The organism is Amycolatopsis keratiniphila subsp. keratiniphila, assembly GCF_001620365.2.
Classification (GTDB): domain Bacteria; phylum Actinomycetota; class Actinomycetes; order Mycobacteriales; family Pseudonocardiaceae; genus Amycolatopsis; species Amycolatopsis keratiniphila.
In genome coordinates this window covers 300,177-315,715 of sequence record NZ_LQMT02000022.1, presented here as the reverse complement: position 1 = coordinate 315,715, position 15,539 = coordinate 300,177, and the positions used below count along the sequence as shown (strand labels likewise).

Here is a 15,539-nt window from a genome sequence, read left to right as displayed (position 1 = left end):
ATGGTCGGTGTACAGGGGAGCAAAGGGGAAGCTTTGAGGTTCACGGAAACCGCGCGCCGCCGGGCGGCGATCGCGGCACTGGGGTTGGTGGCCGCTCTGACGCTGGGGGCGTGCAGCAGCGAGCCGACCGTTTCGGCCAGCGGGCCGGACGGCGGCGGGCCGGTCAGCAGCGACACCGGCGGCAAGGCGCCCGCGCCCGCCAAGCTGACGTACGAGCCGGCCGCGGGCGCGCAGGACGTCGCGCCGGGGCAGCCCATCAAGGTCAGCGTCGCCGACGGCACGCTCGACCAGGTCGTGCTGACCAACCCGGACGGCAAGCAGGTCGCGGGGCAGCCGTCCGAGGACAAGAAGAGCTGGTCCACCACCGAGCAGCTCGGCTACGGCAAGTCCTACACGTGGTCCGGCAAGGCCACCGGCACCGACGGCAAGCCCGTCGACATCGGCGGGGCCTTCACCACGGTCAAACCGCGCAAGCAGGTGGGCGCGAACATCAACGTCTTCGACGGGCAGACGTACGGCGTCGCCATGCCGATCACGCTGACGTTCCCGAGCAAGGTCACCGACAAGGCCTCGGTCGAGAAGGCGCTGTCGGTCGAGACCACGCCGAAGACCGAGGGTTCCTGGGCCTGGGTCCACGACGACACTTCGGTGCACTGGCGGCCGAAGGCCTACTGGCAGCCCGGCACCACGGTGAAGTTCAACGCCAAGATCTACGGCGTCAAGATCGGCGAAGGCGTGTACGGCAAGGAAGACCGCTCGGCGAGCTTCACGATCGGCCGCTCGCAGATCGTCAAGGGCAACACCCAGACCCACCGGCTCGTGGTGATCCGCGACGGGCAGCAGATCGCGGACTACCCGGCCAGCTACGGCCTCGACGCCGACCCGGGCCGTGTCACACCGAGCGGCACGCACGTGGTGATGTCCAAGCACGACACGTACTCGATGACCAACGAGCGCTACAACTACGAGAACATCGTCGTGCCGTCCGCGGTGCGGTTCTCCACCAACGGCGAGTTCATCCACGGCTACGCGCCTTCGATCTGGGCGCAGGGCAAGAAGAACATCTCGCACGGCTGCGTGAACCTGGCGCCGGCGAACGCCAAGGCGTACATGGACGGCGCCCTGGTCGGGGACCCCGTCGAGATCGAGGGCAGCACGGTGAAGATCAACCGGGCGCGCGACTACAGCGACTGGACCTACTCCTGGGAGGAGTGGTCCAAGCTCTCCGCTCTCGCGAGCTGAAGTACTTCCATGGAACCGGGCGGCCGGAGACCCCTGTGGTCTCCGGCCGTTCGTGTTGGTCGCCTGAAATTTCCCGAAAAATCGATGCAACCGGTAGCGAGGCGGGACGCATGTCTAACGACGTAAGGCGCCGCGGCCAATGAGCGGCGCCCGGATCGAGGAGACACTCTTGCGTACTCGTATCGCTCTCACTCTCGGCGCGCTGCTGCTGGCGGGCGGCGCCGCCTTCGCGACCACGTCGCTGGCGTCGGCCGATCAGAGCGCGCCGTCGTCGACGGTGACTCCGGCGCCCGAGCCGCCGACCAAGGCGCCCACCACCACGCGGCCTGTCGAGCCGCCCCGCGCCACCACCGCGCCGCCGCGCGATGTCCCGAAGACACCGTCGGTCGTCGCGCCGGGTGAGCACCGCGTGCCCAAGGCCGTTCCCGCCGGGCCGACCGGGGATCTGCACCTCCCCGCCATCGTCGAAGGAGCCGGTAACTAGGTGACGCCGAGCCGCTCGTCGAAGACCGGGACGGGCTCGCCGTGGGACGGCGAGTTCGCCCGGTACTTCGACGAGCGCGCGCACAATCTGCGTGCCACCGCGTACCTCCTGTGCGGCGACTGGCATCAGGCCGAGGACATCACACAGGCCGCGCTGCTGAAGCTGTACTTGGCTTGGCCGAGGCTTTCCCGGCACGACGCGCTCGACGGCTACGCGCGCAAGATCGTGCTGCGGACGTTCCTCTCCGAGCATCGGCGCGTCTGGCGCAAACGGGAGAAGCTCACGGACGCTCTTCCCGACGTCCCGGGCGAAACCGGCGGCACGGAACAGGAGATGCTGGTCAGGCACGCCCTGTCCGGCATCGCACCGAAGCAGCGCGCCGTCCTGGTGTTGCGCTACTTCGAGGATCTCAGCGTCGAAGAGACGGCCGCGGCGCTGGGCTGCAGCACCGGGAACGTGAAGAGCCAGGGCGCGCGGGGGCTCGCGACCCTGCGTAAACGGCTCGGTCCGCATTTCAGTGAACTGGCCTTGAGCGGAGCGCACGACGATGGGAGGTGAGGGGATGGACGAGGACATCAAAGGCGTGCTCGCGCACGGAGCGAGCGGTCCACCGCTGGGCATCCGGGCGGCGGACATCATCGAGCGGGGTGGCCGGATCCGGCGACGACGCAAACGGCTGGCCGTGGCGGGCAGTTCGCTGGCGACGATCGGGGTGATCGTGTTCGGCGCGCTCACCGTCGGCGGTCGCGATGGCGAGGGGCCCGCGCCGGTTCAACCCGCGGGGCCGGGCCTGTCGACCATCGCCCCGACACCGGTCTCCCCCGCGCCCGCCGAGTCGACGCCGCGGCCGGAGGTCACTCCCGAGAATCCGCCTCCCGCCTCCTCCGCGCCGAAGTCCGAACAGCCGCGTTCGACGCCGAGGACCGTCACGCCCGGCCGCACGACGACGGCCGCGCCCCCACGTGCGCCCACTCCGACGAAGCAGCCGGGCGAGCCGCCGACAACGGCCGCGACCCGCTGATCTCCCGTCCGGAACGTCCGTTTCCCGAAGAGTGACCCAAAGTAATCGGAAAGTCTCCGACATCGGCTTCACCTGGTGGTTCGTCACCGTAATGGCGGAACGGCGCTCTCGCGGCCGATCCAAAGCGCTGAACCCGGACGTTTGAACGCCTACGGTCGAGGGAACAAACCCTCGACGATGGGTAAGTAACGGGTGGGTCGGGAGGTCAAACCCATGGCCGAAGAGGCGCTGAGTGCGTCACATCAGGAAAAAGGGGCACCGACGGAGGCCCCGCCTGAACAGATCAGAAAAGCCGTCGCCGGGGCGGCGATGGGTAACTGCATCGAGTGGTACGACTTCGGTGTTTTCGGCTTCATGCCGGCCATCCTGGGGCAGGTCTTCTTCAATGCGTCGAGCACTTCCGAAGGCGCCCTGGCGACCTTCGCGGTCTTGGCGATCACGTTCGTCGTCCGGCCGTTCGGCAGCTTCGTGTTCGGTCCGCTGGGGGACAAGATCGGGCGCCAGAAGGTGCTCGCGCTGACGATCATCCTGATGTCCGGGTCGACGTTCATCATCGGCCTGTTGCCGTCCTACGCGACGATCGGCCCGGCCGCGGCGGTCCTGCTGATCCTGTTGCGCACCATCCAAGGCTTCTCGGCGGGCGGTGAGTACGGCGGCGCGGCGACGTTCATCGCGGAGTACGCGCCCGCCCGGCGCCGGGGTTTCTGGGGCAGCTGGCTGGAATTCGGCACGCTCGTCGGCTTCGCGATGGGGGCCGGCTTCGTCACCATCTTCACCGTCGTGCTCGGCGACGAGGCCATGCGCGAATGGGGCTGGCGCCTGCCGTTCCTGATCGCGGGCCCGCTCGGCATCGTCGGTCTGTACCTGCGGAACAAGCTGGAGGACACTCCGCTGTTCCAGGAGATCGAGAAGAAGAACCAGGTCGAGAAGTCGCCGCTGAAGGCGCTGCTCAAGAAGCACTGGACGTCGATCCTGCACCTGATCGGCATCGTGGTGATGCTGAACGTCGCCGACTACATCGTGATCACCTACCTGGAGACGTACCTCAAGGACGTGGTCGGTTTCAGCGGGCACACACCCTTGCTCATCATCCTGGCCACCATCGGGTTGATGTTGATCTTGATCGTGCCGGTCGGCATGCTGTCCGACCGCATCGGGCGAAAACCCATCCTGATCACGTGCTGCGCGAGCTTCCTGGTGTTGCCGATTCCGGCGTTCTCGTTGATGGGCGCGGCCGCTGACGACCGGAACGCCTGGCAGCTCATGCTCGGCCTGGTGATGATCGCGGTGCCGCTGGTGCTGATTCTGGCCGTGCTGGCCGCGACGCTGCCGGCGATGTTCCCGACCCAGGAGCGCTACAGCGGTTTCTCCATCGGATACAGCGTTTCGACCGCGGCCTTCGGCGGTACCGCGTCGTACATCATCGGCAGCCTGGTGAACTCGACAGGCGACAACCTGTGGCCCGCGTACTACCTGATGGGCGCGGCGGCGATCGCGGCCATCCCGATCCTGCTGCTGCCCGAAACGGCCGGTGTGTCGCTGCGCGGCATCGTGAACTCGCGGATCGCGCGGCGCCGGAAACCGGAAACGGCCACTCCCGGCGGCGCTTCGGAGCTACCGGCGAGTTAACGTCTTTCCATGAGCCGTATCTCGCAGCCGTGGCCGCCGGTCGAAGTCGAACCGGCGACCGTCCACCCGGAAGCCCCCGAACAGGGCAGCCACCTCGGCATCCACTTCGGTGAGTGTTTCGGGTGCGGCGACGAGATCGAGGCCGGGCTCCACCTGCATTCGACGGTGGGCGAAGGGACGACGGTGTACTCCAAGTTCACCGTCACCTCCGCCCACCAGGGTGCGCCCGGCCTCGCCCATGGCGGGCTGCTGGCTTGCGCCTTCGACGAAGCGCTCGGCGCGACCGTCGGCAACCTGCTACGCCGCCCCGCCGTCACCGGGAAACTGGAGACGGACTTCCTCCGGCCGGTCCCGGTCGGCTCGACCCTGTACATCGCCACGAAACTGGACGGCATCGCCGGCCGGAAGATCTACGTGAGCGCAGACGGACGGCTCGACGCCGAAGACGGCCCCGTCGCGGTGCGCGCGCGGGCGCTGTTCGTGCGGGTCGAGTTCGAGCACTTCAGCACCCACGGGGATCCCGAGGCGCTGCAGAAACTCGCCGCCGCGCACGAAAAGGCCCAGCGCGCCCGCGAGTGGGACATCAACCCCTGAGTTGAAGAGGTCTTCGGAGGGCGCTCGGCGCCCGATGGAGACTTCACGCGCGCTATGTCATTGTTCGCGGCCGGATCGCGTTCGCCTTGTCGACGAGTTCGACCCGCTTGTCGACCGATCCGGCCAACCGCGCCAACGTCCGGTAGCAGCGCTCGAGCCCGAACCGCAGGTCTCGTTCCTCCAAGGCACAGCCCAGCACCTTCGCGCCCGGTGTCGGCTGGTTCTGCGAATTCAGCCAGCCGTACGCCGCTTCGAGGACCTCCGCCGACAAACGAGTGCGGCGTTCCGCATCGAGCTGCAAGCGCTCCAACCGCGTCGAGGCGTCGACGAGATCCCGCTCGGACACCATCACCGGATCCTTGCCGCCACCGTTGATCCTGGTCTTGATCTTGATCGCGGCCACCTGCGCGGCGACGTGATGCGACGACGACGCCGGGACGGCCTCCAGCACCTCGATCGCGCTGGCCCTGGCGCCCTGCGCGAGGTACACGCGAGCGAGCCCGAAGGCGGCGCTGACGTACGACCGGTCCGTTCGCCACACCAGCTCGTAGTAGCGCGCGGCGCCGAAGTAGTCCCCGACCCCTTCCGCGCTGACGGCCAAGGCCAGCTTCGGCGCGATCTCCCCGGGAAGGTCGTCGTACACCGCTTCGAACGCGACGTGCGCGACGCGGGACCGTCCGCCCGCGAGCTCGATCAGGCCGCGGTACCAGTCGATCCGCCAGTCGTGCGGGAAACCGGCCTTGATCGCGAGGTACTGCGCGGCCTGCAGCTGCCGCTGCGCCTCGACCAGCTCACCGAGCTCGATCCGCGCGCGGACGATACGCAGCCGGACCTCGATCGACTCGCGCGGTGCCCCGGCCAGCGACTCGATCGCGCCCCCGGGATCGAGCGCGACCGTCGACGCGAGCACGCCTGCCGCCGGGTCGTCCGTGTCGACCTGCGGGATCGGCAGCCCGGCGACCACTTCACCCGGATCGGGCAGCGGCACGCTCCCACCGTGTTCTGGGACGACCATGTCGACGCCGAACGTGCGGGTCTCCGGCCCGAAGACGGTCGACGCGCCAGGGCGCGGTTTCCCGGTGCCCAGCGCCATGATCTCGCGGAGCACGCCGGTCAGCTGGTCGGCCATCTCCTCGGCCGCGATGAACCGGCGGTCCGGGTCGGTGTGCGTCGCGCGCTTCAGGAAGCGGTAGTACGAACCGAAGAGCGCGAACAACGGCACGACGTCCGGTCCGGGCAGGGTCGTCTTGTACTTGGTGGTGTAGCCGGAGAATTCGAAGCTGAGCACGGCGAGCGTGCGGCCGACCGTGTACAGGTCCGATGCCACCGACGCGCCGTGCGTCGCCAGTTCGGGCGCGCTGTAGCCGGTGGTGAAGAACAGCGGGCTCTCGTAGTCGTCGATGCGGCGGACCGCGCCGAGGTCGATCAGCTTGAGCTGTTCGTGCGTCTGGATGACGTTGTCGGGCTTGAGGTCGCAGTACAGCAGGTTCTGGCCGTGCAGGTAGCCCATGGCGGGCAGGATCTCCAGCCCGTAGGCGATCACCTGGCCGATCGGCAGCGGCTCCGGGCGTTTCGTCTCGCGGTGGTGCGCGAGCGCGAGCTGACGCAGCGACTGACCGCCGACGTACTCCATGACGATGTAGCCGACGGAGTTGCCGGTGTCGCCGTCCGGGTGCTGCACGAAGTTGTGGATCTTGACGATGTTGGGGTGCTCGACCTCGGCGAGGAAGCGCTGCTCGTTGGCGGCGGCCGCCATCGCGGTGGCGTCGCCGGTGTCGATCAGGCCCTTGAGCACCACCCAGCGGTCGCTCACGTTGTGGTCCTGCGCGAGGTAGATCCAGCCGAGGCCGCCGTACGCGAGCGCGCCGAGCACCTCGTACTGGCCGCCGACGATCTCGTTCGGCCGCAGCTTCGGGACGAAGGAGAACGGGTTCCCGCACTTCTCGCATTTGCCCTCGGGCGAGCCGGGCTCGCCGTCCTTGCCGCGGCCGACCTTGGCACTGCAGCTGCCGCAGAAGCGTTTCTCCTCGGACACCATCGGGTTCTCGAGGACGGCGGACGCCGGGTCGCGGTACGGCACCTGCGGGACGTCGACGAGCCCGGCGCCGAGACGGCCGCGGCGTGACGTGCGGGACGACGTCCGGCGCGCGGTGCCGGGGAACGAACCCGTTCCGGTCCCGGTTCCGGTGCCGCGGCTGCCCGATCCGGTGCCGGTGCCCGTGCCGCGGCTTTCGCTGGAACGTTCGGGGAGGACGCTTTCCGTGCCCGGGTCCGGCAGCGGACCGGGTCCGCTGTCGACGCGCGGCGTCGGCGGCATGATGCTCTGCGTCTCCGGGGCCGGCGAGGCGAGCACGCTGGTCGGCTGCGGCGCGTCGGCGGGCGCCTGCCACGCGGGGCGGACGACCTGGGTCTGCGGGCTCACCGGGGCCATGTCGCCCGGCGGACGCGTCGGATCCTCGGCGCCGGGGATCGGCCGCTGCTGGCCGCGCGGCGGAGTCTGCGGCCGCTGGACGGGCGCGTGGTAAACCGTGCGCTCGGCGTCCTTCTCCGGCTCCTGCTCGGGCCGCGGCTCGGAGAGATCGAGCCTGCCGGAAATAGACGGTTCGGGCGTTTCCCAGCGGACCGGTGCCGGCGGCGTCCAGGAGGCGGACTCCGGCTCACGCTCCGGCGTGGCGTCGTCCGGCGCTGCGTGCCGAGGACGGCGCGGCTCTTCCGACACTGGTACCTCCCGAAATCCCCGCGACGGCTTGGGAGTCGATCCTAGCCGTGAGCAGGCAGGTCGTGCCCGCGCCGGGTCGAACCCGCTACGGTGCGATGGAGAACCGATTCAGCAGGTGATGAGGGGGAGGGACCGGTGCCTGCGTCATTTTCGATGTCGATGGCCCAGCTCGACGTCGTACTCGAAGAACTCGGGCTCGGCAGATTCGTGCTGCCCTTCGAGATCCCGACCGTCGGAACCACCATCACCGAACGCGAGCGGCACTGCGAAGAGATCTGGGCCGGGCTGGCCGACCGAGGCTTCGCCCGCGGCCGCGAACTCCTGCGCGACTACGAACAGTCCCTCCGGCTCTGGGCCACCGGGGATTTCGTCGTCACCATGGAGGCACACGAGGTCGAGCAGGACGCCGAATACCTCTATCGGGGTGCGTGGAACAGCCGCCAGGGCATCGTGAGCCAGCAGCGCGGCTTCGACATCCTCTTCGAACCGGTCTACCCCGAACAGGTCGTCGCGACCCTGCTCGGATATCTGCCGTCCCTGCAGCCATTCCCCGGCCGGGTGACGACGTCCAGCACGCTCCCCCCGGCCAAACGACCGGACGACCCGTTCGACGAGGACCCCGACAACCTCCGCCTGGGCGCGGCCGCCCGCTTCTTCGAACACCCGCTCGCGCGACTGGGCACGATCAGCGTCACCCTGCGCGACGACCGGGGCAAACCGCAGCAGAAGAGCGTCCAGTGGTTCGACAGCCTTCAGGGCCGCTTCATGCTCACCACCGACCGCTTCCCCGACGGCGAAGTCCGCCGCACCTTCACCCCGACGAGTGGCTCTCACCTGGCCCGATGGATCCACGACCTGGTCGAAGCCGCCCGTGTCGGCAGCGCGTGATCCTCGTCGAGAGGCGGCCTTCGAGGCCGTTTCCGCTGATATCGTGATCTGACGAGCGCTACGAGTAACCGGGACTTGGTACAGGGGAGAGACCATGACGGACGGCACCGGCGGACCGCCGGGCAACTTCTCCGACATGTTGGGTGACTTCTCGGCGCAGGCCGATCGAATGATGACTGCGGCCAAAGAGGGGCGGTTCGCCGTCAGCCCGGAAATGGGCGAGGCGTACAAGACGGCGTTGCGCGAGTACATCGACAGCTGGATGGGAACCAAAACGAGGTTCGAACACCTCGCCCAGAGCCCCAAGCTCGGTACAGGCCCCTACTCCCAACAGGTCGGCGACCATGCGGTGAAGGTGGCAGAGGGTGACGATCTTTCGGCCAAGACTCAGCTCGATGCCTTGCAAGAGGTTACGAACAGGGCCCGCGAAGCCATCGAAATCGCCATGACGAAATATAAGCAACAGGACTCGGACGGCGCCGACCATCTCAAGCAACTCGATCGGGACTGATAAATCCAATGAAGACTAACGTCCGTAGCGCGGCGATTCCTGCAATCCTCGCGATTACACTGACTTCTTCGGGTTGCTCACCCGAAAAGGCAGGTACCCCGAGTCCTGCGCCGACATCCACATCTACCGCGTCTTCGCCACAGACAGCGAGTCCTGAGAAGATATTCGGAGACTTGAAAGCCTGCACGCTACTCGAGCCTGTGACCACATCGAAAGGCTTCTCGAAGCCCACAGAAGAGGACTACGAGAGCGACAACGGATGCCAGGCACAGAAAAGCGAGTACGGTGTTATCAGCACCTACCTGGTCGATGAAGCCGGGCTCGATGAGCTCACCCCGGGTCGCGGCACCAAGACCGCCACACAGATCGCTGGCAGGGACGCCGTGGAGATACCGGGATCAGGAGGCACCCACACCTGCATGGTCGGTGTCGCGGTTGGCCCCAAAGCTCGTATGACTGTGGGGACCACTCTCGTCAAGGGCTCGAATGAAGAGGCCTGCGCCTCCTCAAGGGAAGTTGCTGGACTACTCGCCCCGAAACTGCCTCAAGGCAGCTGAAGCGGAGGGACAATGGCTGGAGACCTCGACCGGACACACTCCGGAATCGACGTGAGCTTGACCGGCAAGGTTCACCGCACCTATGAGGGGAAGCGTTATTCGGAAGAATACGACAGGACCATCGAAGGTCCTGGCGGAAATTCCGCCACCGCTCGGGCGACAGCGGAGATGCGGGCAGGCGAATACTCTGCGCAACAAGGCGAGAAGCTAGCGCAGGGGCAGGAATTTCGATCGGGTCTCAACGCCTCTGACCAGCGCTACGAGGCGAGACCACATGGCGAACTCAAGAACATGGTCGCCGACAACCTGGACCCCGTTGACGTCGACAGGCAGGGCGAGCTCTGGAACACCCAGGGAGACGCGCTTCACACCTTCAGCGACGCTCTCATGAGGGCCTCTAACAAAGAAGGCGCTCATTGGCAGGGGACGGCAGCCGACTCAGCTCATGGCTTCTTCAAAAGCTTGAGCGCTTGGGCTAAGACGTCGGGCGATGGCGCCTACCTCGCTTCCAACCGCTTCTCCCAGTCCGCCGCCGCGGCCACCACCGCGAAGAACTCGATGCCCGAAGAGATCCCCTTCGACCGCAACGCCGAGTACAAGAACGCGCTCAACCAGCTCGCGACGGGGAATCTCGCCGGCGCGGTGGACACGGTCGGCAACATCTCGGCCAAGCAGGAGCAGTCGTTCCAGGCGCATCAGCAGGCCGCGCAGGTGATGCACAACTACGACCAGTCGCTCTTCGACGTCAATTCCAAGCAGCCCACCTTCGCGCCGCCGCCGGAGATGGGCGAGTCGACGACGGCGTCCGGGTTTTCCGGGGGTACCGAGCCCAGGGGCTTCAGCGGCGGGCCGGGGCCTGGGCCCAACAGTGGTCCAGGGCCAGGCGTGCCGGGCGGGCCGAGCGGGCCGGCGCCGGGGCCCGGGATCACCACGGGTGGCGGGCACACCGGCGTGCCGGGGCCGAATCAGCCGGTCAGCGGGCCGCCGGGGTCGTTCCGGCCGGGGCCTGGGCCGGGGTTGGCGGCGCTGAACGGGCCTGGTCCCACCGGGCTCGGGCGGCTGGGCAGCGAGCAGTATCGCGGCAAACCCGGCCGGACGACGAGCGGGCCGGGCGGCAGTGCGGCGAACCGGTTGACCAGCGGCGGCGGCGGGTTCGGGCGCAACGGCGGGTCGGGCAACGTCGCCGAGCGGCTCGCGGGTGGCAAGGTCGCGGCCGGTGACGCCGAGAAGCTCGCGGGCAAGGGCGGCGGGTCCGGGTCGGGCAAGCTGCCGGAGGAGCGCGTCGCCCGGGGTGGCGCGGCCGCGGCGGGCAAGGGCGGCGGCCACGGACCGATGGGGGCCGGCGCTCCCGGTGGCCGGGGGCAGAAGGAAGAGGACAAGGAAAAGAAGGCCCCGAACTACCTGCAGGAGGAAGACGCCGACGTGTTGTTCGGCGGCTACGAGGGCGAGATGAAGCCGGTGCCGCCGGTGATCGGCGACAAGTCCCGGTAAGACGAAGCGGGCCGTTCGGGAGCGAATCCCGAACGGCCCGTTCTCACTTGTACTGGGCTGGAGGCGGCGTCCCGCCCTCGAGTTTGTTCCCGATCCACTTGGCGTAGATCGCCTGCCACGCGCCACCGCGCACGTTCTCCAGCACGGCGTTCACGTACCGCACCATGTCCTCGTTCTCCTTCGGGATCCCGATGCCGTAGTTCTCCTCGGTGAACCGGTCCCCCACGATCTTCAGCGTCGGATCCTGCGCGAGCATCCCGGCGAGGATGACGTCGTCCGTCGACACGGCCTCGACCTGCTTCTGCTGCAGCATCACCAGGCAGTCCGACCAGTTGTCCACCGAGACCGGCACCGGCTTCGACGGATCGGCGGCGATCTTCGTCAGCGAGGTCGACGTCTTGGTCGCGCACACCCGCCGTCCGGCGAGGTCCGACAGCTGCGCGACCTTCGACCCGGCTTCGACCAGGATTCGTTGCCCCGCTTGGTAATAAGCGGTCGAGAAGTTGACCTTCTTCAGCCGGCTGCAGGTGATGCTGTACGTCCGCACCACGATGTCGACCTGCTTCTTCTCGAGCACTTCTTCCCGGAGTTTCGACGGGATCGCCCGGAACTGCACACGGCCTTCCGCGCTGCCGAAGATCGCCTTCGCGATCTCGTTGACCATGTCGATGTCGAACCCTTCGAGCTGGCCCGACGTCGGGTTCCGGAAGCCGAACAGGAACGTCGTCTGGTCGACACCCGCGACGAGTTTGCCGTTCTCCTTGATCTTCGCCATCGTCGAGCCGCTGGTGATCGACGTGCCGTTGGTCGGCCGCAGGCTGGCCAACGGGTTGCAGCTCGTGTCGGTCGTTCCGCCGCCGCCGGTGTTGTCGGCGCCGCCGACGTTCGCGGGCAGCGGTGGCGCGACGTCGCCGACGGGAGCCGGGTCCACCGGCGACCCCGCGCTCCCACAAGCCGTCGCCAGCACCAACACCGCGCCGAGCACGGCCGTTCGCAGACCGTTCCGCATCACCGGTACTCCCTCAGCCGTTCACGGATTCCCAAGGCCGACCCCGCCGCCGCCAGCACCGCCAGCACCGCGATACCCGGCGCGAGCAGGGTCAGCGCGCGTTCGGCGTTGCGGGTGTCGTCGAGGAATTCCTGTCGTCCCACGTTGATCGCGGCCACCAGGTTCTCGTCGAGCCGCAGGAACGCCCCGGCCGCGCCGTCCTTCTTGTCGTCGCGGATGGCCGTGCCGACGGCGTCCTGGTAGAAGCCGTCGTCGTCCTGCCGCCGCACCTCGGCGTGCGCCTTGAACCACGCCGACGCCGCCTGGATGGCCGCGTCCACCTTCTCCGCGGCCGGGCCGCCCGCCGCGAGTCCACGGGCCTCGCCCAGCAGACCGCCTTGGCCGTCGGTCCCGCCGAGTTGCGCGGCGAGATCACCGAAGTTCTTTTCGTACGCCGCGCCGTCGCCGCGGGCGACGAGGGTCAGCGTTTCGTCGGCTCGCGCCTGCAGCGCCGCGATCCTGGCCCGGACGAGCACGTCCACCTGGTGCGAGCCGTCTTCCTCACCACCGCCGACGAGGGTGCTCTGCACGATCAGCGCGACCGAGCCCCACAACAGGGCGACCACCACCGACGCGGTCGCGACGACGAGCCCGACGTTCAGCAACCGGTTGGTCTTCCGCGTCAGGTGCACCTGGGTGACGATCAGCGCGGCGAGCAGGGCGAGCACCAAAGCCGTTGACAGCCAAGGGAATCCGGTCGCGTCGTCCTGTTCGGCGGCGAGCCGGTCGGTGTCGGTCCGGTAGAGATCCTGTGCGGCGGGAAGGATTTTCGACCGCATGAGTTCCGACGCCTCGCGCAGATACGAGGCACCGACGGGATAACCCTGCCGGTTGTAGACGCGAGCGGTCTCGATCAGTCCCGTGTAGACGGGGATCTCGCGGCCGAGGATGTTGATCTGCTCAGCGGCCTTGCCGACGCCGGACGAGTCCGATGCGGCCTTCGCCAGCGCGGCCCCGGCCTCCGCGATGTCGCGTTCGTACCGCTGGCGCATCGGGAGCGGCTCGGCGCCGATGGAGAGGAACGAACTGGCCGCGGTCGCGTCGGCGTCCGAAAGCGCGCGATAGACCTGTTGCGCGGCGGCGGCCAGCGGTTCGCGGTGGTCGATCAGGCCGTTGATCGTGTCCTTCTTGTCCTGCGCCGCCAGCGTCCCGAACAGACCCGCGACCAGCGACAGCAGCACGAGCCCGATCGCGATCACCGACAGCCTGCCCGGCGTGGTCGCCGCGGACCGGACGATCGCGCGGATCCCGTTCCCCGGCAGCTCGAGCAGCCCGGCGATCCCGCCGCGGCCTTCCGGCGCGGGGGGTGGCGCGGGACTCCCCGGCCGGGTCACAGTGCTCGTCATCGCCGATCCTCCCCATTGGCTCTATCCGCAAAGAAGGTATCCGAGTCGGGATCAGCGCAGCCAGTGAGACCGGCGTGTGTCATCGGCACGTGATCTCCTGGCCGGATCAAAGGCCTTTTTCCAGGCCGTACCGCACGGCCTCCGCACGATTGCGCACACCGATCTTGGCGAAGGTGTGGTTGATGTGGCTTTTCACGGTCGCCTCACCGATGAACAGCTCGGCGGCGATTTCCGGATTGGACAGCCCTCGGGTGATGAGGCCGAGCACTTCGGCTTCGCGTGCGGTGAGCCCGTCGGGGAGTTCGGCCTTGGCCCGCGTGACCGATCGCGCGTCGAGCGCGGCGACGAGTCTGTCGGAGACTTCCGCGGCGAAGATCGCCTGTCCATTGGCGGCCGAGCGGATGGCCGCCCCGATCTCGGCACGTCCGGCGTCCTTGGTCAGGTAGCCGCGGGCCCCGGCACGCAACGCGTCGGCGATCGAAGCGTCGTCCGCGTAGGTCGTGAGGACGACGACCGCGAGCTCCGGATGATCGCGTTTGAGCAGCCGGGTCGCGGCCACCCCGTCCAGGACGGGCATGCGCAGGTCCATCAGCACTACGTCGGCCGCGGTGCGGCGGAGCAGGTCGAGGGCCTGCCGTCCGTCGCCCGCCGCTCCGGCGACCTCGACCCCGTCGATCAGCCCGAGCAACGCGACGAGCCCTTCGCGCATGACCTGCTGGTCATCGACCACGACCACCCGGATCACGCCCGCACCACCGCCTCCACCGTCCAGCGCCCGTCTCCCGGACCCGCGGTCAGCGTGCCACCGGCGAGCGCGAGCCGCTCCCTCATCCCGGTGAGCCCGAACCCGCCGGTGTCCTCCGATCGGACGGTTTCGCCGATTTCGTTCCACACTCGCAGACGCACCTCGGCCTCGGCGAAGTGGAGCCGGAGCGAAACCGGCCGTCCGTAGGCGTGTTTGGCCGCGTTGGTCAGCGCCTCCCGCGCGACGCCTGCCAGCGAGACCACCGCGGCGGACGGCAGTGGCCGCTGCTCCCCCACCACCTCGAAGGTCACCCTTCCTTGGTGCGCGCCGGCCAGCTGACGCAGGGCTCCGGCGAGCGATGGGACGTCACTGCGCAGGGCGGCGACCGCGTCCCGTGCCTCGGCGAGCCCGTCCGCGGCGAGTTTCCTCGAGGAACGGACCCTGTCGAGGGCACCGTCCACATCGGACTTCTCGGCGAGCAGCGCCTCAGCGACCTCCAGGTGGACTCCCAGCGCCCCCAGGGAATGCGCGAGCACGTCGTGGATCTCCCTGGCGATCCGGGTGCGCTCGTCGAGCGCCGCCGCCCGCGCGTGTTCGGACTGCGCCAGTTTGGTCTGCTCCAGCAACTCGGCCGCCTGCACCGCCTGAACCTCGTACTGCCGCCGGTTCAATCCGAGCAGCATCAGCACGAGCAGCACGCCGACATTGCCGAACACCAGCGGTCCGGCCGCGCCCGCGACCAGGCCGGTGACCGCCGCGAGGCTCGCGTCGAGCCCCACCACCCCCATGATGGCGGCCACCGACGGCTCGGTCAGGGTGGCGAACCGGCTGACCGTGACCACCGCCAGCACGATGGCGGAGGAGTCCTCCGCCCAGCCGAGCGCGATCGAGGGCGCGATACTCGCCACCGCGAGCAGCCCGGTCGCCTCCCTGGGGAAACTCGGGGAGGCCGCCACGAAACCCAGCCAGCACGCGCCGCTGACGCCGTACGCCGTCCAGATCCACGGATCTGACTCGCTCGCGGTCAGCAGCACGACCACCACCGCGGCCGTGCCGAGCGCCTGGACGACCAGCCAGCTCGGCGCGATCGTGTCCGGCAGCAGCGGCTTCTCCCGCTTCCCCATCTTCCCCCTCAGTGATCGCTCAGCCGCGTGATCATCTCGACCAGGATCAGCCGGTAGGCCAGGAACCCGAGCAGGATGACGACACCCACGACGACCAGCCCCAGCAGGCCTTTGACGTTCATCTTTCCCATGTCACGGAC

16 protein-coding genes are annotated in these 15,539 nt (G+C 68.5%); 10 read left to right on the top strand and 6 right to left on the bottom strand.

Annotation, left to right across the window (positions count from 1 at the left end; all coding sequences use genetic code 11):
* From AVR91_RS23990 to AVR91_RS23965, 6 genes are all read left to right on the top strand, one after another.
* Positions 1-1,242, top strand: coding sequence for a L,D-transpeptidase (locus AVR91_RS23990; protein WP_016330847.1), 1,242 nt, complete (start codon positions 1-3; stop codon positions 1,240-1,242).
* Positions 1,243-1,381: 139 nt separating this feature from the next.
* A complete protein-coding gene (locus tag AVR91_RS23985; RefSeq protein ID WP_063272031.1) occupies positions 1,382-1,726 on the top strand; it encodes a hypothetical protein in 345 nt (114 codons plus the stop codon).
* Entirely contained in the window at positions 1,727-2,284 is a 558-nt protein-coding gene (locus AVR91_RS23980) for a SigE family RNA polymerase sigma factor (RefSeq protein WP_063272030.1), read from the top strand. It abuts the gene before it with no gap.
* 4 nt (positions 2,285-2,288) lie between these two features.
* Positions 2,289-2,747, top strand: coding sequence for a hypothetical protein (locus AVR91_RS23975; RefSeq protein WP_228709312.1), 459 nt, complete (start codon positions 2,289-2,291; stop codon positions 2,745-2,747).
* A 213-nt stretch (positions 2,748-2,960) separates the two neighbouring features.
* A complete protein-coding gene (locus AVR91_RS23970) occupies positions 2,961-4,376 on the top strand; it encodes an MFS transporter (protein ID WP_063272028.1) in 1,416 nt (471 codons plus the stop codon).
* 9 nt (positions 4,377-4,385) lie between these two features.
* Positions 4,386-4,970 carry a PaaI family thioesterase gene (locus AVR91_RS23965; protein WP_063272027.1) on the top strand — a complete coding sequence of 195 codons (585 nt, stop codon included), beginning with the start codon at positions 4,386-4,388 and terminating at the stop codon, positions 4,968-4,970.
* 52 nt (positions 4,971-5,022) lie between these two features.
* Here the strand turns inward: AVR91_RS23965 and AVR91_RS23960 are convergent, their stop codons facing one another.
* Positions 5,023-7,689 carry a tetratricopeptide repeat protein gene (locus tag AVR91_RS23960; RefSeq protein ID WP_063272026.1) on the bottom strand — a complete coding sequence of 889 codons (2,667 nt, stop codon included), beginning with the start codon at positions 7,687-7,689 and terminating at the stop codon, positions 5,023-5,025.
* Positions 7,690-7,824: 135 nt separating this feature from the next.
* Between AVR91_RS23960 and AVR91_RS23955 the strand changes: the two genes are divergently transcribed.
* The 4 genes from AVR91_RS23955 to AVR91_RS42875 all read left to right on the top strand — a co-directional run bounded on the left by AVR91_RS23955 (position 7,825) and on the right by AVR91_RS42875 (position 11,136).
* Complete coding sequence (locus tag AVR91_RS23955; RefSeq protein WP_228709310.1) at positions 7,825-8,577, top strand: ESX secretion-associated protein EspG; 753 nt, start codon at positions 7,825-7,827, stop codon at positions 8,575-8,577.
* A 94-nt stretch (positions 8,578-8,671) separates the two neighbouring features.
* Complete coding sequence (locus AVR91_RS23950) at positions 8,672-9,088, top strand: hypothetical protein (RefSeq protein ID WP_063272024.1); 417 nt, start codon at positions 8,672-8,674, stop codon at positions 9,086-9,088.
* A gap of 8 nt (positions 9,089-9,096) precedes the next feature.
* Positions 9,097-9,645 carry a DUF3558 family protein gene (locus tag AVR91_RS23945; RefSeq protein ID WP_076857409.1) on the top strand — a complete coding sequence of 183 codons (549 nt, stop codon included), beginning with the start codon at positions 9,097-9,099 and terminating at the stop codon, positions 9,643-9,645.
* A 462-nt stretch (positions 9,646-10,107) separates the two neighbouring features.
* Positions 10,108-11,136, top strand: a complete 1,029-nt coding sequence (locus AVR91_RS42875; protein WP_228709308.1) for a hypothetical protein — start codon at positions 10,108-10,110, stop codon at positions 11,134-11,136.
* 43 nt (positions 11,137-11,179) lie between these two features.
* On the opposite strand, the gene AVR91_RS23935 is transcribed toward AVR91_RS42875, so the two are convergent.
* The 5 genes from AVR91_RS23935 to AVR91_RS44335 form a co-directional block, all read right to left on the bottom strand.
* Entirely contained in the window at positions 11,180-12,145 is a 966-nt protein-coding gene (locus AVR91_RS23935; RefSeq protein WP_063275116.1) for a glutamate ABC transporter substrate-binding protein, read from the bottom strand.
* Entirely contained in the window at positions 12,145-13,530 is a 1,386-nt protein-coding gene (locus tag AVR91_RS23930) for a hypothetical protein (RefSeq protein WP_063275115.1), read from the bottom strand. The genes AVR91_RS23935 and AVR91_RS23930 overlap by 1 nt, the downstream gene beginning before the upstream one ends.
* Before the next feature lie 106 nt (positions 13,531-13,636).
* Positions 13,637-14,275, bottom strand: coding sequence for a response regulator (locus AVR91_RS23925; protein ID WP_063275114.1), 639 nt, complete (start codon positions 14,273-14,275; stop codon positions 13,637-13,639).
* Positions 14,272-15,399 (bottom strand): sensor histidine kinase, encoded by a 1,128-nt coding sequence (locus AVR91_RS23920; protein WP_063275113.1) that lies wholly within the window; start codon positions 15,397-15,399, stop codon positions 14,272-14,274. The genes AVR91_RS23925 and AVR91_RS23920 overlap by 4 nt, the downstream gene beginning before the upstream one ends.
* A gap of 8 nt (positions 15,400-15,407) precedes the next feature.
* Positions 15,408-15,530: a hypothetical protein gene (locus tag AVR91_RS44335; RefSeq protein WP_267284132.1), complete on the bottom strand. Its 123-nt coding sequence runs from the start codon at positions 15,528-15,530 to the stop codon at positions 15,408-15,410.
* Positions 15,531-15,539: the final 9 nt, after the last annotated feature.